18 protein-coding genes and 1 pseudogene are annotated in these 17,296 nt (G+C 63.6%); 5 read left to right on the top strand and 14 right to left on the bottom strand.

What is annotated here, in order from left to right; all coding sequences use genetic code 11:
• Positions 1 to 233: 233 nt before the first annotated feature.
• Entirely contained in the window at positions 234 to 614 is a 381-nt protein-coding gene (locus NKI79_RS13825) for a hypothetical protein (RefSeq protein ID WP_352802139.1), read from the bottom strand.
• A 250-nt stretch (positions 615 to 864) separates the two neighbouring features.
• On the opposite strand from NKI79_RS13825, the gene NKI79_RS13830 reads away from it, so the two are divergent.
• Entirely contained in the window at positions 865 to 1,224 is a 360-nt protein-coding gene (locus tag NKI79_RS13830; RefSeq protein ID WP_352802140.1) for a hypothetical protein, read from the top strand.
• Here NKI79_RS13830 and NKI79_RS13835 read toward each other — a convergent pair.
• Positions 1,208 to 2,428 carry a GGDEF domain-containing protein gene (locus NKI79_RS13835; protein ID WP_352802142.1) on the bottom strand — a complete coding sequence of 407 codons (1,221 nt, stop codon included), beginning with the start codon at positions 2,426 to 2,428 and terminating at the stop codon, positions 1,208 to 1,210. The two genes, NKI79_RS13830 and NKI79_RS13835, sit on opposite strands and share 17 nt — an antisense overlap.
• 77 nt (positions 2,429 to 2,505) lie before the next feature.
• Positions 2,506 to 3,702: a GGDEF domain-containing protein gene (locus NKI79_RS13840; RefSeq protein ID WP_352802144.1), complete on the bottom strand. Its 1,197-nt coding sequence runs from the start codon at positions 3,700 to 3,702 to the stop codon at positions 2,506 to 2,508.
• A 160-nt stretch (positions 3,703 to 3,862) separates the two neighbouring features.
• Between NKI79_RS13840 and NKI79_RS13845 the strand changes: the two genes are divergently transcribed.
• On the top strand, positions 3,863 to 4,174 hold the full coding sequence (locus tag NKI79_RS13845) for a hypothetical protein (RefSeq protein WP_352508957.1): 312 nt from the start codon (positions 3,863 to 3,865) through the stop codon (positions 4,172 to 4,174).
• A gap of 60 nt (positions 4,175 to 4,234) precedes the next feature.
• Here the strand turns inward: NKI79_RS13845 and leuC are convergent, their stop codons facing one another.
• From leuC to rplS, 5 genes and pseudogenes are all read right to left on the bottom strand, one after another.
• Complete coding sequence (gene leuC, locus NKI79_RS13850) at positions 4,235 to 5,644, bottom strand: 3-isopropylmalate dehydratase large subunit (protein ID WP_352802145.1); 1,410 nt, start codon at positions 5,642 to 5,644, stop codon at positions 4,235 to 4,237.
• A gap of 249 nt (positions 5,645 to 5,893) precedes the next feature.
• Positions 5,894 to 6,528 (bottom strand): annotated as a pseudogene (locus NKI79_RS13855) (class I SAM-dependent DNA methyltransferase).
• A 52-nt stretch (positions 6,529 to 6,580) separates the two neighbouring features.
• The gene (locus NKI79_RS13860) at positions 6,581 to 7,396 is read right to left on the bottom strand and encodes an amino acid ABC transporter permease (RefSeq protein WP_352802147.1); all 816 of its coding nucleotides are present in this window, start codon (positions 7,394 to 7,396) and stop codon (positions 6,581 to 6,583) included.
• Positions 7,397 to 7,662: 266 nt separating this feature from the next.
• A complete protein-coding gene (locus tag NKI79_RS13865; protein ID WP_254817834.1) occupies positions 7,663 to 8,460 on the bottom strand; it encodes a transporter substrate-binding domain-containing protein in 798 nt (265 codons plus the stop codon).
• 256 nt (positions 8,461 to 8,716) lie between these two features.
• Complete coding sequence (rplS, locus tag NKI79_RS13870) at positions 8,717 to 9,256, bottom strand: 50S ribosomal protein L19 (protein WP_254817835.1); 540 nt, start codon at positions 9,254 to 9,256, stop codon at positions 8,717 to 8,719.
• Between the two features lie 356 nt (positions 9,257 to 9,612).
• Between rplS and NKI79_RS13875 the strand changes: the two genes are divergently transcribed.
• Complete coding sequence (locus NKI79_RS13875) at positions 9,613 to 10,365, top strand: sulfite exporter TauE/SafE family protein (protein WP_023679781.1); 753 nt, start codon at positions 9,613 to 9,615, stop codon at positions 10,363 to 10,365.
• Here the strand turns inward: NKI79_RS13875 and trmD are convergent.
• Together trmD and rimM are read right to left on the bottom strand one after the other, a co-directional pair.
• Positions 10,347 to 11,045 carry a tRNA (guanosine(37)-N1)-methyltransferase TrmD gene (gene trmD, locus NKI79_RS13880; protein WP_254817836.1) on the bottom strand — a complete coding sequence of 233 codons (699 nt, stop codon included), beginning with the start codon at positions 11,043 to 11,045 and terminating at the stop codon, positions 10,347 to 10,349. The two genes, NKI79_RS13875 and trmD, sit on opposite strands and share 19 nt — an antisense overlap.
• A complete protein-coding gene (rimM, locus tag NKI79_RS13885) occupies positions 11,042 to 11,641 on the bottom strand; it encodes a ribosome maturation factor RimM (protein WP_352802149.1) in 600 nt (199 codons plus the stop codon). Before rimM ends, trmD begins: the two co-directional genes overlap by 4 nt.
• Before the next feature lie 115 nt (positions 11,642 to 11,756).
• Between rimM and NKI79_RS13890 the strand changes: the two genes are divergently transcribed.
• Both NKI79_RS13890 and NKI79_RS13895 read left to right on the top strand, forming a co-directional pair.
• The gene (locus NKI79_RS13890; RefSeq protein WP_352802151.1) at positions 11,757 to 12,695 is read left to right on the top strand and encodes a tyrosine recombinase XerC; all 939 of its coding nucleotides are present in this window, start codon (positions 11,757 to 11,759) and stop codon (positions 12,693 to 12,695) included.
• 85 nt (positions 12,696 to 12,780) lie between these two features.
• Positions 12,781 to 13,848 carry a TraB/GumN family protein gene (locus NKI79_RS13895; RefSeq protein WP_352802152.1) on the top strand — a complete coding sequence of 356 codons (1,068 nt, stop codon included), beginning with the start codon at positions 12,781 to 12,783 and terminating at the stop codon, positions 13,846 to 13,848.
• 373 nt (positions 13,849 to 14,221) lie between these two features.
• Here the strand turns inward: NKI79_RS13895 and NKI79_RS13900 are convergent, their stop codons facing one another.
• From NKI79_RS13900 to NKI79_RS13915, 4 genes are read right to left on the bottom strand one after another with little or no spacing between them, the layout of a single operon-like run.
• Positions 14,222 to 14,551 carry a hypothetical protein gene (locus NKI79_RS13900; RefSeq protein ID WP_352802153.1) on the bottom strand — a complete coding sequence of 110 codons (330 nt, stop codon included), beginning with the start codon at positions 14,549 to 14,551 and terminating at the stop codon, positions 14,222 to 14,224.
• A gap of 58 nt (positions 14,552 to 14,609) precedes the next feature.
• Positions 14,610 to 16,016 carry a dihydrolipoyl dehydrogenase gene (gene lpdA / locus NKI79_RS13905; RefSeq protein WP_352802155.1) on the bottom strand — a complete coding sequence of 469 codons (1,407 nt, stop codon included), beginning with the start codon at positions 16,014 to 16,016 and terminating at the stop codon, positions 14,610 to 14,612.
• A gap of 18 nt (positions 16,017 to 16,034) precedes the next feature.
• The gene (locus NKI79_RS13910) at positions 16,035 to 16,790 is read right to left on the bottom strand and encodes an SDR family oxidoreductase (RefSeq protein WP_352802156.1); all 756 of its coding nucleotides are present in this window, start codon (positions 16,788 to 16,790) and stop codon (positions 16,035 to 16,037) included.
• Entirely contained in the window at positions 16,787 to 17,242 is a 456-nt protein-coding gene (locus tag NKI79_RS13915; RefSeq protein WP_502895552.1) for a hypothetical protein, read from the bottom strand. The genes NKI79_RS13910 and NKI79_RS13915 overlap by 4 nt, the downstream gene beginning before the upstream one ends.
• Positions 17,243 to 17,296: the final 54 nt, after the last annotated feature.

A 17,296-nucleotide genomic window follows, 5' to 3' on the forward strand; every position in this document is an offset into this window, starting at 1 on the left:
GTTCGGCGTCTCTGGAGCCTCAGGTGGGAATGCGGCATTGCCGCTTCCGGTTGCGACTTCGGACAGCCGGTTTCTAATGCTCTTTTTGCACCGCGTCAAAGCCGGAAAACCGTTTCGAAAACGTAATTTAGTCTGATGAAAGCGGCGCTTTCAGCTTCAATCGATTAGGACTATCGCCTTGAGCCGGCACAATGTCGCTGCACTGCAAAATATGGCTGCCACAAAGGGGCGGATCAGCGCTTGCAGGCCAGCGGTGACGCACCGCCCTTCATCACCAGCGCGTCACGCCCGTCGATCACGATTGCGTCATGCGCCTCGCCGTAACGGCTGGTCTGATTGGCCGGTGAAGCCGGCAGCTCGGAGCTGGTGCCGTCCTGGCCGAGCACGCGCACCGACGTGCCCAGGTTCTCGATGGTCATCACGCTACCGTCGGCGCAGTTGTAAGTAGCAATGCGCGGCTGCGGTGCCGTCGGTTCGCTGGCGGCGGGAGCAAGCGACACGGAAGCGGCGGCCGTATTGCCAAGCTTGGGCGCGCTGGTCTGCGGCGCGCAGGCGGCGGCAGCCAGTAGCGGCGGAATGGCCAGCGCCATCCGAAACCTGCGGTGTAACCTCATGCTGCCTTCCCCCGCGCATCGAGCCTGCAGCGATGCTCCGGAAAGCCCCGGATTTCATGCTTTTTGAGTCGCGCCCGATGCCGGCGATGGTGGGAACAAGGCATGGCCGAATGATGGCCGGCGGGCGATCGGGTATTAACCATATTTTCCGAGACCTCGCCCCGGCTGCGGTTGCCCTCTTAACAAAGGTTAATAAAAGGTTAATTTCTGATTCGAGGAGGCTTGCCTCTCAGCAATGGAGCAGCACGCCATGCATTCGAATTCAGCAGGATCGCGCCTTCCCTGGTTCCTATTGGCGGCGCTCGCCGTCGGCGTCGTCGCACCGGCATTCGCCGGGACGCGCCATCATGACCGCGTCTATGCCGATTCCTTCGGCAATCTGGTCATCGAAAGCGCCGCCGGCTACAAGCGTATCCTCGTTGGCGAGGGCAAGCTGGCCAAGGAATTGTCCGACTACACCGGCGCCAGCCAGCCCGACGTGATCTACGAAAACGAATCGGACGATGTCCGCCGCGGCGACTGCTACAGGCCGCCGGTTTTCGTCAAGGGCCGCAGCTATATGTACGGCCTCTCCGACGGCGAGATGCCGGAGCTCAGCCCCTGCCGCTGACGGCCACGCCGCCCTTGGTTGACGGCGCCGGCAGGGCAACAGCCGGCGCCACCGAGACACGCACGCAATCGCGGCCGCTGCCCTTCGCCTGATAGAGCGCTTTGTCGGCGCGCCGCAGCAGGTCGGAAAAGCTTTCGCCCGGACCAAGCTCTGCAACGCCGAAGCTGGCGCTGCAGCGGTGATTCGCGGGCAGGCAGTCGATCGGCGTGGCACCGAAGGCGCTGCGCGTGCCCTCGGCAAAGAGCCGGGCGGCGGCTAGATTGGTCCCCGGCAGAAAAATAGCGAATTCCTCGCCGCCGATGCGTCCGGCGACATGATGGTCGGCCGCGGCATCGCGGAGAAAACCGGCAAAGGCCTCGATGACCCGATCGCCCGACGCGTGGCCGTAAGTATCGTTGATGCGCTTGAAATGGTCGAGATCGGCAATGACCAGTGCCGCTGGAACGGCGCGCCGCATGGCGTCACGCAGTGCGATCTCGGCATGGCGCTCGAAGCCGCCACGGTTGAGCAGCCGCGAAAGCGTGTCGGTTTCCGATTTCGACGTCGCCTCGGCGAGCACGTCGCGGACCAGGATAGCCAATGTCATCAGCGCAAGCGCCAGGCCGAACACGGTGCCGACAGACTGCGACACCAACGCATAGCTGGTCTGCGCATAAGATTGCGGGTTGGCGCCCCAGCCCCCAAGCGCATGGGCGATGAAAGGTTTGCTGGCGAATTGCAAGGTGCTGGCCGCCAGGACAGCCATCAGCATATAGTCGAGCCGCTCGCGTCTTTGCCTGGACGACAAGACGATCGCCAGCCCGGTGAATTGCATGGCCGCATAGGGAAGCTGGTAGGCCGCCATTCGCACAAAGGATTGGCGTGGCAGGTCCTGCACGAAGTAGACCGCGAGGGTGGCGAAGACCAGGAAGAGCAGCATCGGCGGCCAAGGCGGCGAAACGCGGTATTTATGGGCAAGCCCGCCATTGAAGGCGATGGTAGCAGCAAGGAAAGCGGCAAAGGCGGTAACAACTACGGGGCGCGCATTGTCGAAGGCAGGAATGCTGAACTCGATCGCGAAATAAGCCATGCCGAGCACATAGCCCAACGCTAGCCAGCGCGCCGACACCCGGCCGGCGTCATAGACCGCGATCGTCATGAAGGCCGCCGCCAGCAGCCCGGCAACGAACAGGTTGATCAGCAGGATGAAATTGGCGCTGCCCATGGCGTTTTGGCACTCCCCCCGGAACAGCAGATCACCAACGCGCGAAAAAGACGTTAATTCGAAGCCGCCGCTGATGCTCAGCCAGCACTGGTCCGATTGGGAAGGACGACCGTTTCAGGCCGCTGATAGGACAGGCACACGCTGTCGCGGCCATTCCTCTTGGCTTTGTAGAGCGCTTCGTCGGCGCGGCGCATCAGCGGGTCCAGCCCTTCGTCGCTGGTGCGGGCGGCCACGCCGAAGCTCGCGGTCACTCTTGTCTCGGGCGGAAGCCCGTCGATTCGGCCCGCCGAATAGAGCGTGCGAATGGTTTCGGCATACAGTCTTGCCGCGCCAAGGTCGCTGAGCGGCAGCAGCACGGCGAACTCTTCGCCGCCGACGCGGCCGGCAACGCCGCGCGAACCTGCAGCCGACAGAAGCTTGGCGGCGAAATCGACGATGACGCGATCGCCGGCCGCGTGGCCATGCTGATCGTTGAGTGCCTTGAAATGATCGAGATCGGCCAGCACCAGCGTAACCGGCAATCGCGCCGTGGCACAGTGCTGCAGCACCAGCGTGGCGCGCTCCTCGAAGCCGCGGCGGTTGAGCAGGCCCGACAGCGGGTCTGTCAGGGTTTCGGTCTTCAGGGCCTTCGTCACATCGAGCGCGGCGGCGCCGAACAGGCAAAGTGCGATAAGCAGCGACAGCAATGCATGCGACAGCAGCGCCGTCGTCCAATAGGACGAGGTGTAAAGCCCTTCATAGCTGGTGAACGGCCCATGCGCGATGACGACGGCAAGGGTCCGCGCCAGGAAGTTCATGCCGGAAAGCAGCGACAGCACGAACAGGACCATTTCTGTCGGGCCGTTGTTGCGCACCGCGCGCAACTCGGCGGCAACAACCAGGCTGATGCCGCCGAAGCTGAAATTGATGGCAAGGATGCGCCAGGTGAGATCCGGCCGGGCAAAAAGAAACCACGAGAACGCGGCCAGTCCGCCGCAGGCCAGAATGCCGACCGCCGTGTAAGGCACGCGCCGCCCATAGCGCGCAATGACCGCGCCGGCGAGACAGCAAGTGGCAAAGGTGAAGCACAGGATCGAGATGAGCTTGGTGGGCGCCATACCGACAGGCAGCGTGAAATACTGGAGCAGGAAGCCTGCGGCCGAGGCCGAGTAGCCCGCCGCCAGTACGGCCAGATAGGGACGGTGACGCTGATAGAACCACAGCACGAGAAATGCAGTGCCGAGTGTGAGGGCGATGCCTGGATTGAGCAGCGCTATGAGCAGGCCGGTGTCCAAGCGCTGTAATTTCCCCTCGCTTCCCTCAGGAGACGTTAGAGCGGAAGCCCAAACAAGCGGTTAAGCGAAAGCGAATATACGACAGGTGCGTCGACGCAGCCGCTGGGCGGAACCGCGAACGGCGAGCGGCGTTTCACGACGGCAACCAGGAGACGCTCCGATGGCCGACACGATCATGCTGACCGATCACGATGCAATTCGCTCATGGGCGGCGGCGCGCGCCGGCTTTCCGGCGATCGTCGACGTGTCGCCCGAAGCCGGAACGCAGCCCATGCTGAGGCTGGTCTTCGGCCAGCATGCCTATCAGGACCAGGATGAGCCCGAACGTCCGGTCAATGCCGGCGGCTATGAACTGGTCGAATGGGATGAATGGTTCAAACTCTTCGATGAGCGCCAACTGGCGCTGGTCGTTGCAAAGGACCAACCCGGCCGACGTGAGGGATTTCACGAATTCGTCAGGCGGCCCGGCTGAAGAATGCCCGAACCGCATTGCGGCTCGGGCATTCTCATATCCGACAGGGCGCGCCCTGCGCTATTTCCACTCGCGGATGTCGACGAAATGGCCGGCAATTGCCGCCGCCGCCGCCATTGCCGGCGACACCAGATGGGTGCGGCCCTTGAAGCCTTGACGCCCTTCGAAATTGCGGTTCGAGGTTGAGGCGCAGCGCTCATGCGGCTTCAGCCGGTCGTCGTTCATGGCAAGGCACATCGAGCAGCCCGGCTCGCGCCAGTCGAAGCCGGCCGCGACAAAGATCTTGTCGAGGCCTTCGGCCTCGGCCTGTTCCTTGACCAGGCCGGAGCCCGGCACGATCATCGCGCTGACCCGCGGGTTGACCTTCTTGCCTTCGATCACCTTGGCGGCGGCGCGCAGATCCTCGATGCGGCCATTGGTGCATGAGCCGATGAAGACGCGGTCAAGTTCGATATCCGTGATCTTGGTGCCCGGTGTCAGGCCCATATAGTCGAGTGCACGCTGCTTGGACGTGCGCTTGTTCTCATCGGTGATGTCGTCCGGGTTCGGCACGATGCCTTGCACCGAGACAACGTCTTCGGGCGAGGAGCCCCAGGAGACGATCGGCGGCAGCTTTGCCGCGTCGAGCACGACGACCTTGTCGAAATGCGCGCCTTCGTCGGACTGCAGCGTCTTCCAATAGGCGAGCGCGGCATCCCAGGCTTCGCCCTTGGGGGCGCGCGGCTTGTCCTTGACATAGGCGAAGGTGGTCTCGTCCGGCGCGATCAGGCCGGCGCGCGCGCCGGCTTCGATCGACATGTTGCAGATCGTCATGCGGCCTTCCATCGACAGCGCACGGATTGCCTCGCCGGCATATTCGATGACATAGCCGGTGCCGCCGGCTGTGCCGATCTCGCCGATGATGGCGAGGATTATGTCCTTGGCGGTGACGCCTTCCGGCAGTGCGCCGTCGACGCGCACCAGCATGTTCTTGGCCTTGCGCTGGATCAGCGTCTGCGTCGCCAGCACATGCTCGACTTCCGAGGTGCCGATGCCGTGCGCCAGCGCCCCGAACGCGCCATGCGTCGAGGTATGGCTGTCGCCGCAGACGATGGTCATGCCGGGCAGCGTGAAGCCCTGCTCGGGACCGATGATGTGGACGATGCCCTGGCGGATATCCTTCTCGGAATAATATTCGATACCGAAATCCTTGGCGTTTTTGGCCAGCGCTTCGACCTGGATGCGGCTTTCCTCGTTCTTGATGCCGAACTTTCGCTCCGGCGAGGTCGACACGTTGTGGTCGACGACAGCCAGCGTCTTTTCCGGATGCCGAACCTTGCGGGCGGTCATGCGCAGGCCTTCGAAGGCCTGCGGGCTGGTGACTTCGTGGACGAGGTGGCGGTCGATATAGAGCAGGCAGGTGCCGTCGTCCTGGCGGTCGACGACATGGTCGTCGAAAATCTTGTCGTAGAGGGTGCGCGGTGCGCTCATGTGCGTAAATCCGTCGATTTAAAAAGGGAAAAGGACGCCGGTCGGCCCGGCGAAACAGCCTGGCGAGTCCGCCCTAGCGAAGTCGGCTGGTCAGCGCCCCGCAGACGCGCGCGGAAAATCGCGACGGCAGGCGTTTCCTGTCCTGCAGCACGAAACCTTTATAGGCCGGGTCGCCAAAAAGCTCTTCCATGGCGCTGCTCATATCAATGTTTTGGCTTTTCAGCAATCGCGTCTGCCTTCGCAGGCGCTTCACAGCACCTCGAACACAAACGTCTTCACCAGCGCGTCGGGCTCGGCGATCGCGTAGCAGCGGAACCATGGGCTCTCCTCGACCGGCCGCCATTTTCTCGCCTGCTCCAGTTCGCCAAACACGGCCTTGAACCCGCTGCTTTCAAACACCTGGTCACGGACCGTAAAGATGGCGTGGCCGCCCTTCCGGGTGATGCGCACCAGCTCATGCAGGCCCGACGCCGGCGCGTGGCTGATGGTGAACACGCCGGTCGAGAAAAAGGCGCGGAAATATCCGTCCGGCCAGGGCAATGGCCCGCCGAGCATCGCCTGTTTCAGCTCGCTGTAGGCCTGCCGGTGCCGGCGACTTTCAGCATGTCCTGCGACAGGTCGAGCCCGGCAATGTCGTGGTAGCCGAGCGCCTTGAGCGACGGCCCCGACAGGCCGGTGCCGCAGCCGGCGTCGAGCAGCGGCCCTTCGCCCGGCGGCACGTAGCGCGCCACCCAGGCGGTGAGCAGGAACGGCAGGAGATAGCCGAGCGCCGCGGTTTCGCCGTCATAGGTCGCGGCCCATTGCGCATAGGCCTTGGCGAGCGCCTCAGGCGTGTCGGCCGTGTAGACCGCTTCAAGCGCCGCATTGGCTTTGTCGATGGTCATGGGTCCTCCCCGGTCGCGTCCGCTCGATGGTAGCGCCGTCTTTGCCTGCCTTCTATTCCCCATGCTGGTGGCGCAGCCGCTTCTCCAGCGTCCGCATGGCCAGCGACAGGCCAACGGTCAGGATGAGATAGATATAGGCGACGATCGAATAGGTTTCGAAGAAGCGGAACGAGCCGGCGGCGTAGATCTTGCCCATCTGGGTGATGTCGGCGACGCCGAGCACCGAGACCAGCGAGGAATCCTTGACCATGGCGACGAAATCATTGCCGAGCGGCGGCAGGATGGTGCGGATCGCCTGCGGAAAGACGACCAGCCGGAAGCGCTGCGTGCGCGTCAGCCCGAGCGCCTTCGCCGCCTCGATCTGGCCCTTCTCGACCGCCTGGATGCCGGCGCGGAACACCTCCGAGATGAAGGCGGAATAGCCGATGGTCAGCGCCATGACGGCGCGCCATAAAAGCGAGACGTCGCGTACCAGCAGCTCACCGAAAAGGCCGGCGCTTTGCAACGGCGCCGTCAGCGCGTTCCACGCCGCGACGAAGACCGGCGCGCCGGCAAAGGCGATCCAGAACAACAGCACCAGCATCGGTACGCCGCGGATGATCTCGACGTAGAAGCGGGCGATCTGGCTGAGCCAGCGTGAGCCTGACAGGCCCATCAGCGCGACGCCGAGCCCGATCGCGCAAGCCAGCGCAAAAGCGACCACGGTGACGAAGATGGTGACGCCGATGCCCTTGGCGACGGTTGCGAAGACCTGGGCATAGAGGTCGCTGGCAACGATGAAGACGGCGGCGGCCAAGGCGATCGCCACGGCCACGGCAAGCCACCACGGGAAGTCGGATTTGGCCGAGGCGAGAGGCGGCGACGGCATCAAGCGGTACCGGGGACAGAGTCACGAAGGCAGCGTTCTGTCACACCCCCCTCTGGCCTGCCGGCCATCTCCCCCTCAAGGGGTGAGATCGGCAGCTTTGACCTCGCCGCCCGTTCTGCAACACTGAAAATTAGCGAAAACCGATGCGAAATCCGATCTCCCCCCTTGCGGGGGAGATGGCCGGCAGGCCAGAGGGGGGTGTACGAGCGCAGAGTCAGCGCGAGTTCCCGCGCAAGATCGTCATGAAATGCGCGCCACAAGCGGGCCTACTGCCCCATCTTGTAGTCGAGGAACCACTTCTTGTTGAGCGCGTCGAGCGTGCCGTCGGCCTTGAGCGCGGCGATCGCCGCGTTGACCGGCTTCACCAGATCGGAGCCCTTGGGGAAGATGAAGCCGAAATCCTCGGTGCCGAGCGGCCCGCCGATCAGCTTCAGCCCGCCATTGGACGCATCGACATAGCCCTTGCCGGCAGTGCCGTCGGTGAGCACGACGTCGACGTCGCCGGCCTTCAGCGCCTGCACCGTCGCGCCGAATGTCTCGAACAGCTTTATGCGCGGGTTCTGCTCATTGCCGTCGAGCACGCTGTAGACGGCGGTGTAGAACGGCGTGGTGCCGGCCTGCGCACCGATCAGCCCGTCCTTGAAGGCAGCGAACGTCTTGGCATCGGTGAAGCGTTTCTCGTCGCCGCGCACCAGCATGAACTGTTCCGAGCGCATATAGGGATCGGAGAAATCGACCTTCTGCTTGCGGTCGTCCTTGATGGTGATGCCGGTCATGCCGATGTTGTATTGGTTGTCGGAAACCGCCTGGATCATCGCGTCCCACGAGGTGTTCTGGTACTCGACCTTGAAGTTCAGCCGTTTGGCGATCTCGTTCATCGCGTCATATTCCCAACCGATCTGCTTACCGGTCTTGGCATCGATAAACTGCAGCGGCGGATAGGCGTTTTCGGTCACCACCACCACTTTCCTGCCGCCAAGATCGGGCAGCGCCTGCGCCAGGGCCGCGATGGGCACGAGAAGGCAAGCCAGCAGGCCGGCCAGCAGCAGTTTCGATTTGGTCATGACACGCTCCCCAAGAACTGAACCGCCTCGATCGACCGAGGCATGCAGGAAATCCGGCGCCGACTTTAGCTTTCCGCAGGCGCCTTGCAAGCCGCTCCGATGCGCCGCTCGGCACGAAAATGAGTTTCCGATGCTTTCAATGGCGGCATTACGGAACGATCCGTATCGATTGCGGACCGGCAAAAATCGAATCCACCTCGCACAACAAAAAGGCGGCCGAAGCCGCCTTTCCGAAACCATGGGTTTTAACGACGCCTTATTCGGCGGCAGCTGCTTCCGCGGCCTTGGCGGCCTCGTCGGCGGCCTTCTTCTCGGCGGCGTCCTGCGCGGCCTTCTCGGCGGCCAGCGCCTGGGCGGCGGCCACCTTCTCGGCCTCGATACGCGCCTTCTCGGCGTTCAGCGCATCGCGCTCTTCATCGTTGAGCTTGCGGGCGCGCACGCCGGTGTTTTCCGAAATACGGGCCGACTTGCCGCGACGGTCACGCAGATAGTACAGCTTGGCGCGACGCACCTTGCCACGACGCACGATCTCGACGCCCTCGACCATCGGCGAATAGACCGGGAACACACGCTCCACGCCTTCGCCGTAGGAGATCTTGCGGACGGTGAAATTTTCCTGGAAGCCGGCGCCGGCGCGGGCGATGACGACGCCCTCATAGGCCTGGACGCGGGTGCGAGTGCCTTCGGTCACACGGACCTGGACGCGCACGGTGTCGCCGGGCTGGAATTCGGGAAGCTTGCGCTTGGCTTCGATCTTGGCGGCCTGCTCGGCCTCGAGCTGACGGAGGATGTCCATCTCAATAATCCACTTCTTGTTCTTCCGACAGTCAGAGCGTCCGACACTCGCCTTGCAGTCGCATCGACCGCTCGGCTATGCCCTTCGTTCGAGAACTTCTGTTCGAGAACATCGGGCAGGGGCGACTACACCGTCACTGTTGACGGGTCCGGGAGAATTTTCTTCCGGTTCGGCGCGCACATACAGCTATTTCGGCGCTTTGTCACGCCTTCGCTGGCTCTTTTTTGGCGCTGCTTCTTTTTGGCTGGCGCCGCTGTGGCAATCCCGTGATCGCTTGTGGTCCAGGGGGTTGCGCCCGCGCGTCAAGCTTTCTAAGCCGGAAGATAAGCATTTTTCCTCCAGCGACGACACCCCTCATGCCAATCTTGGACGCGGTCCTGCTCTTTCTCGCCGGCTTTCTATCAGGTGCGGTCAACGCCGTTGCCGGCGGCGGCACGTTCATAACCTTTGGCGCCATGACCCTGGCCGGCCTGCCGCCGATCGTCGCCAACGCGACATCGTCGGTGACGCAATTTCCTGGCTATATCACCTCGACGCTGGCCTATTGGCACGACATCAAGCATTTCTGGCGCGGCGCACTGCTGCTCAGCCTCATTTCGGCTCTCGGTGCGCTGTCTGGCGCGCTCATCCTTCTAGGCCTCGACAACCCGTCGTTCCGCGCCTTGGTGCCGTGGCTGCTGCTGGCGGCAACAGCGTTGTTCGCTGCCGGACCATGGCTGAAGCCGGCGCCCAAGCCGGAGCATGAGGCCGCGGTGGGGTCGCTGGTCGGGTCGCTGGCGCAGTTCGCCACCGCCGTCTATGGCGGCTTCTTCGGCGCCGGCATGGGCGTCATGATGCTGGCGACGCTCGGTCTAACCCAGTCCGGCGATTATCATCGGCTGAACGCATTGAAGAACATGCTGGCCGTGGTCATCGCTGCGGTTGCCATCCTGGTCTTCGTCTCTGGCGGCGTCATCGCCTGGCTGCAGGCGATCATCATGATCCCGGGTGGCGCGCTCGGCGGCTATGCCGGCGTCTGGATCGCCAGGCGCGTGCCGCAGAACGCGGTGCGCGGCTTCGTCATTGCCGTCGGCCTGTTCCTGGCCTTCTACTATTTCGATAAGGGCTGAGCGGCTAAAAGATCCGGCCGTCGCTCCTTCGTCAGCCTCTCCGCTTCGGCCCGCCGCCACGCCGCGATCTTGCTGTGATTGCCCGAAATCAACACTTCGGGAATCGGCCGGCCCTCGAATTCCTGCGGGCGCGTATAATGCGGATGTTCGAGCAGGCCGTTTTCAAAGCTCTCTTCCTCGCCCGATACCGCATTGCCCATCACGCCGGGTAGCAGGCGCACCACGGCGTCGAGCAGCACGAGTGCCGCCGGCTCGCCGCCGGACAGGATGAAATCGCCGATCGAGACTTCCTCGAGGCCTCGCGATTCGATGACCCGCTGGTCGACGCCTTCGAAGCGGCCGCAGACGATCACCGCACCCGGCCCGGCGGCGAGCTCACGCACACGGCGCTGTGTCAGCGGCTTGCCGCGAGGGCTCATCAGCAGGCGCGGACGTGGATCGCCTGCCGGCGAGGCATGGTCGATAGCGCTGGCCAGCACGTCTGCCCGCATCACCATGCCGGCGCCGCCGCCGGCCGGCGTGTCGTCCACGGTCCGGTGACGATCGCGGGCAAAGTCGCGGATCTGGATCGTTTGGAGCGACCAAATGCCGGTCTCGAGCGCGCGGCCGGCCAGCGACAGGCCAAGCGCGCCGGGAAACATCTCGGGATAGAGCGTCAGCACCGAAGCCGAAAAACTCACCGGTTGCCTCCGGCGTCCCTCGGCCCGCGCGGCCGGCCCTTGGGGTCGAAGCTGTCGCGCTCGGCAGACTCTCCGTCCTCGTCCTCGACCAACCCTGCCGCAGCCGGATCGATGCGGACAAAGCCGCCGGCGATCGACACTTCCGGAACAGCGGCCTGCGTGAACGGGATAAGCACGCCTTTGCGCCCCGCCAGCGTCACGTCGAGAATGTCGCCGCCGCCAAAATTATGCACGGCGACGACCTTGCCGATAATGGCACCGGTGTCGTCCTTGACCTCCAGCCCGACGAGATCGGCGTGGTAGAATTCGTCCTCGTCGCCCTCATCAGGCAACACCGAACGGTCGACGAACAATTCGGTGCCGGCAAGCGCCTCGGCGGCATTGCGATCGTTGACGCCTTTGAAGCGCACCACCACGACGGTGTTGGCAGGCCTGATATCGACGATCTGGAAGGCGCGGCCATCCCTGGCGTAGAGCGGACCGTAATCGGCCAGCGCCAGCGGGTCGCCGGTAAAGCTCTTGACGCGCAATTCGCCCTTGATGCCGTGCGCGGCACCGATTACGGCCATCTGGACGGGGTTTTGCGGTTTGCTCATCTGCGGAAAATCCTTTGCCTTGCTCTAACCCCAGCCCATCGTCATTTCAATGATGCCGCTCTTCACCGCTTACTAACCCGCATGCCGGAAGATGGCCGGGAACTGGAAGAGCGCAATGCAGGAATTCCTCATACCGGCAAAACCCGATCTTCAGGCGGCGCGCGAGGCCTGGCTGAAGATGCTGGCGCGCGAACGCCGGCTGTCGCCCGAAACCGTCGAGGCCTATGAACGCGACACGCGCCAGTTCCTGCATTTCCTGACCGGCCATTGCGGCGGCTCGCCCGGTATTTCCGACATCGCCGATCTGCGCCCAGCCGATCTGCGCGGCTTTCTCGCTGCCCGCCGTGCCGAGGGCGCCGGCGCCCGCACGCTCGGGCGCGGGCTGGCCGGCATCCGCTCGCTGCTGCGTTTCCTGGAACGGCGCGGCCTCGCCAATGCGGCAGGTGCGGCAGCCTTGCGCGCGCCGCGGCAGCCGAAATCGCTGCCCAAGCCGCTGACCGCAAGCGATGCAAAGCACGTCGTCTCGGTGGAAGGCCAACTGGCGGAGGAGCCTTGGATTGCCGCGCGCAACGCCGCCGTGCTGACTCTGCTTTATGGGTCCGGCTTGCGGATCTCCGAGGCGCTCGGCCTGTCGGGCGCCGATCTGTCCTCACCTGGTGAGACCGTGCTGCGCGTCACCGGCAAGGGCGGCAAGACGCGGCTGGTGCCGGTGCTGCCGGTGGCGCTGCGGGCGATTGCCGAATACCGTCGCCTCTGTCCCTGGCATCTCGATCCCAAGGGCTTGCTGTTTCGCGGTGCCCGCGGCGGCCCGCTGAACCCGGCGATCGTCCAGCGCGACATGGCCAAGCTGCGCTCGGCGCTCAACCTGCCCGATACCGCGACGCCGCATGCGCTGCGCCATTCTTTCGCCACGCATCTGCTTGGGCGCGGCGGCGACCTGCGCACCATCCAGGAGTTGCTCGGCCACGCCAGCCTGTCGACAACCCAGATATACACCGGCGTCGACACCGCGAGGCTGCTCGAGATTTACGAAGCAGCTCATCCTCGTGCGTGATGGACGCTTGAATAGGTGACGATCTCGCAACAATTTTGATGCGCTGATTAACCGTTTTGCCGCTTTTTGCGCCTACAAGCGCAGCATGAAACGCCTCATCGCCATCGCCGACCGCGCGACCCAAGTGTCGCTGAAGCTGCTCGTCGCGCTCAACGCCCTGTTTTTTCTCTCCTTCCTCATCATCGCGCTGCTCGCCGCGGGCAAGGCACGCGCCGAGGCCCCGGCCTGCACCGGTACCGATATGCTGAGCGCGCTGCAAAAGAACGACCCGGCTGGCTACCGCAAGATCGAGGCGGACGCGGCAGCAACACCGAACGGCAAAGGCTTGCTGTGGAAGCTGGAAAAATCGGGCGAAAAACCGTCCTTCCTGTTCGGCACCATGCACCTTACCGACCCGCGCGTCACCACGCTGCCACCCGCCGCGCAGAAGGCATTCGATGCGGCTGGCACCGTCATCATCGAAACCACCGAAGTGCTCGATAAGCAGAAGATGATGGCAGCATTGCTGAAAGAGCCGGATCTGATGATGTTCACCGACGAGACGACGCTTTCGTCGCTGCTGTCGCCGGAGGACGCGGCGGTGGTCGACAAGGCGCTCGACGCGCGTGGCATCCCGCCAGCGACCGTCGCCAAGATGAAACCTTGGTTGCTGTCGGCGATGGTGGCGCTACCAGCATGCGAAGTCGCCCGCCAGGCTGGCGGCGCGCCGGTGCTCGACGTCAAGCTTGCCAAGGACGCCGAGGCTGCGGGCAAATCAGTCGAGGGGCTGGAGACAATCGCCGACCAGCTGCGCGCCATGGCTTCGCTACCGATCGCCTTTCACCTGAAGGGTCTGGTCGATACGCTGAAGCTTGGCGACAAGGTGAACGACGTCAACGAAACCATGATCGTGCTTTACCGCCGTGGCGACACTGGCATGTACGTACCGCTGTTTCGGGCTGTCGTCCCCGAACAGGTCGACGACCAATCGGGTTACGCCGAATTCGAGCAGACCATGATCACCAGCCGCAACAGGGTGATGGTTGATCGTGCAGCGCCGATCCTCGCCCACGGCAATGTCTTCATGGCGGTCGGCGCCATGCACCTTCCCGGAGCGCAAGGCTTGGTCGAGGGTTTCCGCAAGACCGGCTATACTGTGACTGCCGTCAACTGAACAACACGGCGGAGTTGCACACCGAATCATCGCCACGCCTGGGTCAACCCCTGCTCGTGGCGCGACGGCGGACCAGCCGCGCTTCGTGCCAAGAAACTGAAAAAGGTTCGCTTTGGCTCGACCGAACCCATTTTGCGGTGGAAATGCATGCCTGCAAGGGATTCCGGATCAGAATTGCCCTGTTTTCGGCGTTTTCAACGCCTAATGTGAAACTGATTCAACGATTGTACGTTGATGGCTATTACTTGATGTTTTTCATCCACGGAGGACACTTTTATGGCGAACACACCCAATCCGAACGACCCATTCACCTCGCCGGGCTCCGCACGGCCAAGCGGCGGCGGCAGCGGCTGGCTGATTGCCCTGGTCGTCGTTATCCTGGCAATTGTCGCCTATTATGTTTTTGGAAGACGTAGCGAGGCACCTGCGCCTGCCGAACCGCCCGCAGCCAGCACACCAGCTCCGGCCCCAGCGCCCGCCGAGCCGATGAAACCAGCCGAACCGGCTCCTGCGCCAGCTCCGGCAACACCGGCTCCGGCTCCGGCAGAACCCGCTCCTGCTCCGGCCCCTGCGCCGGCCCCGGCCCCGGCACCAGCACCAGCACCTGCCCCGGCTCAGTGATCAAACTGCTGATTTGATATAAGAACGGCCCGCTGAAAAAGCGGGCCGTTTTGTTTTTGGGAGCAGCCGTCGAGGGCTTCATCCCTGGGGTGACGAAGCGCGGATGTTTCAGCCAAAATCTAAGGTTTGCGATTCACCGCTCAGATATGGATCGGCTTGAAGAACGTCGCCAGTGCCGCCTCCTTTACCGCTTCCGACATAGTCGGATGGGCGTGACAGGTGCGGGCCAGGTCCTCCGACGAGCCGCCAAATTCCATCAGCACGGCCGCCTCGTGGATCATCTCGCCGGCGCCGAAGCCGACGATGTGGACGCCGAGCACACGGTCGCTGGCCTTGTCGGCCAGGATTTTCACAAAGCCGTCGGTGTGCAGCATGGCGCGCGCCCGTCCATTGGCGCTGAACGGGAATTTTCCGGCTTTGTAGTCGACGCCGGCCTTTTTCAATTCTTCTTCGGTCTTGCCGATCGAGGCGATTTCCGGCGTGGTGTAGACGACGCTCGGAATCACGTCATAGTTCACATGCCCGGCCTGGCCGGCGATGGTTTCGGCCACCGCCACGCCCTCGTCCTCGGCCTTGTGTGCAAGCATCGGCCCGGCGATGACATCGCCGATGGCATAGATGCCAGGCACGTTGGTCCTGAGATGGCCGTCGGTCTTGACCCGGCCGCGCTCATCAACGTCGACGCCGGTCTCCTTCAGCCCGAGAGCGTCCGAATAGGCCCGTCGTCCCGTCGCAATCAGCACCGCGTCCGCCTCGATCGTCTCGGCTGCTCCGCCCTTGACCGGCTCGAAGGTAACCGTCACCCCCTTCCTGGCCTTGGCGACGCCGGTCACCTTGGCGCCCAGCCTGAACTCAAAGCCCTGCTTCGACAGCAGGCGCTGGAACTGCTTGGAGACCTCGCCATCCATGCCGCCCAGGATGGTGTCGAGGAACTCGACCACGGTCACCTTGGCGCCGAGCCGCGCCCATACCGAGCCGAGCTCCAGACCGATGACACCACCGCCGACCACCACCAGATGGCCCGGCACCTTGTCCAGCGACAGCGCGCCGGTCGACGAGACGATCACCTTCTCATCGAAATCGACCTCGACGCCGGGAATGCCGGCGACGTCGGAGCCTGTGGCGATGACGATGTTCTTGGTCTCGATCTCCTCGACCTTGCCGTCATCGGAGGTCACCGACACCTTGCCGGCCGCAACTACCTTGCCGGTGCCACGAAAACTGTCGATCTTGTTTTTCTTGAACAGGAAGGCGACGCCATTGACGTTGGCGGTCACCGTCGCATCCTTGTGTGCCATCATCTTCCCAAGGTTGAGCTTGGGCGCGCCGATCTCGACGCCGAGCGCCTCGAAGGAATGGCCGGCCTCGGCAAACATCTCGGTCGCATGCAGCAGCGCCTTTGACGGGATGCAGCCGATATTGAGGCAGGTGCCGCCGAAGGTCGGGTTCTTTTCGACCACCGCCGTCTTCAGACCGAGCTGTGCCGCCTTGATGGCGCAGACATAGCCGCCTGGTCCCGATCCGATGATAACGACATCATAGGCCATGATACTGTCCCTTTTACTTTAGCGGCCGCCGCCGATTTCCAGATTGGCGCCTGTTGTGTAGGACGCCTCGTCCGACAGCAGCCACAGAATTGCGGCTGCGACTTCCTCGGCGGTTCCGACGCGCTGCATGGGCACCACCTTGCGCATTCTCTCGGCGCGATCCGGCTGACCGCCGGAGGCATGAATTTCGGTGTCGATGATGCCCGGGCTGACCGCGTTGACACGAATGCCTTCGCCGGCCACTTCGCGGGCAAGCCCGATGGTGAAGGAATCGATCGCGCCCTTCGAGGCGGCGTAGTCGACATATTGACCCGGCCCGCCAAGCCTTGCCGCGATCGAAGACACATTGGCGATGGCGCCACCCTTGCCGCCATGCCTGGTCGACATCCGCTTCACCGCCTCGCGGGCGCAAAGCATCGGCGCGATCACATTGATGCGCATCATGCGCTCCAGCCTTGCAGCGCTAAGCTCGTCGACGCGCGCGCTCTGGTCGACCACGCCGGCATTGTTGACGAGCGCGTCGAGCCGACCGAAACGGGCGTCGAGAGCCTCGAACATGGCCAATACGTCCGTCTCGTTGCCGACATCGGCCTTGACTGTGAAGGCTTCTCCGCAAGCAGCCTCGATGTCGGCGACCACCGTTTCGGCGGCTTTTGCATTCGACGCGTAATTGACCGCAATGCGATAGCCGGCCTTGGCAGCAAGCCTGCATGTAGCGGCGCCAATGCCGCGGCTGCCGCCGGTCACCAGCAGGATCTTTCCGCTCGCGCTCATTCCTGACATCCCTTCAGGGCAAAGACGTCCCAGGGCACCCTGGAAAAGCCGTTGGCGCCATAGGCAGCCGACATCTGCAACGACGCTCCCAAGTCAGGCAAGATCAGCTTCTTCGGCGCATCCTTTGCTTCGCCCGGCAGCAACGCGATGTTGCCCTGGTCGTCGGCAGTGTAGATGACGCCCTCCCACACGGTGCAGGCGGCGAGCTCGTCGCCGGTGACGTCGCCGGCCGGGCATTTGTACATCAGCGAGCCGTGCGGCCGCGCCACGCCCTCCGTCCACATGACGATGCCGTCGAGCACGACGCCGTTGTCGAGCACCATCTTGAAGGTATTGGTGACGGTAGCCGACTCCATGGTCGGCCTGAAATCGATCTCGGCGGCGTTCTCAGGATCGCCATAGACGGCCAGTTCGAGCGGGCAGGCGGCGAGGGCCGCGGAGACCGTCTGCACGCCGAGTGCGCAGATTGTGACAAACAAACCGGACCGGAAACGACACGAACTCAT

It is taken from the genome of Mesorhizobium sp. M0340 (assembly GCF_040321535.1).
Classification (GTDB): Bacteria; Pseudomonadota; Alphaproteobacteria; order Rhizobiales; family Rhizobiaceae; genus Mesorhizobium.

Bases quoted from the DNA above. Each gene is read 5' to 3' on its own strand.
- lpdA (WP_352802155.1), bottom strand. From the start codon at position 16,016: ATGGCCTATGATGTCGTTATCATCGGATCGGGACCAGGCGGCTATGTC.
- NKI79_RS13865 (WP_254817834.1), bottom strand. From the start codon at position 8,460: ATGACCAAATCGAAACTGCTGCTGGCCGGCCTGCTGGCTTGCCTTCTC.
- rplS (WP_254817835.1), bottom strand. From the start codon at position 9,256: ATGGACATCCTCCGTCAGCTCGAGGCCGAGCAGGCCGCCAAGATCGAA.
- NKI79_RS13830 (WP_352802140.1), top strand. From the start codon at position 865: ATGCATTCGAATTCAGCAGGATCGCGCCTTCCCTGGTTCCTATTGGCG.
- NKI79_RS13845 (WP_352508957.1), top strand. From the start codon at position 3,863: ATGGCCGACACGATCATGCTGACCGATCACGATGCAATTCGCTCATGG.
- NKI79_RS13860 (WP_352802147.1), bottom strand. From the start codon at position 7,396: ATGCCGTCGCCGCCTCTCGCCTCGGCCAAATCCGACTTCCCGTGGTGG.
- NKI79_RS13875 (WP_023679781.1), top strand. From the start codon at position 9,613: ATGCCAATCTTGGACGCGGTCCTGCTCTTTCTCGCCGGCTTTCTATCA.
- NKI79_RS13900 (WP_352802153.1), bottom strand. From the start codon at position 14,551: ATGAAGCCCTCGACGGCTGCTCCCAAAAACAAAACGGCCCGCTTTTTC.
- NKI79_RS13825 (WP_352802139.1), bottom strand. From the start codon at position 614: ATGAGGTTACACCGCAGGTTTCGGATGGCGCTGGCCATTCCGCCGCTA.
- NKI79_RS13835 (WP_352802142.1), bottom strand. From the start codon at position 2,428: ATGGGCAGCGCCAATTTCATCCTGCTGATCAACCTGTTCGTTGCCGGG.
- NKI79_RS13910 (WP_352802156.1), bottom strand. From the start codon at position 16,790: ATGAGCGCGAGCGGAAAGATCCTGCTGGTGACCGGCGGCAGCCGCGGC.
- rimM (WP_352802149.1), bottom strand. From the start codon at position 11,641: ATGAGCAAACCGCAAAACCCCGTCCAGATGGCCGTAATCGGTGCCGCG.
- NKI79_RS13890 (WP_352802151.1), top strand. From the start codon at position 11,757: ATGCAGGAATTCCTCATACCGGCAAAACCCGATCTTCAGGCGGCGCGC.
- leuC (WP_352802145.1), bottom strand. From the start codon at position 5,644: ATGAGCGCACCGCGCACCCTCTACGACAAGATTTTCGACGACCATGTC.
- NKI79_RS13895 (WP_352802152.1), top strand. From the start codon at position 12,781: ATGAAACGCCTCATCGCCATCGCCGACCGCGCGACCCAAGTGTCGCTG.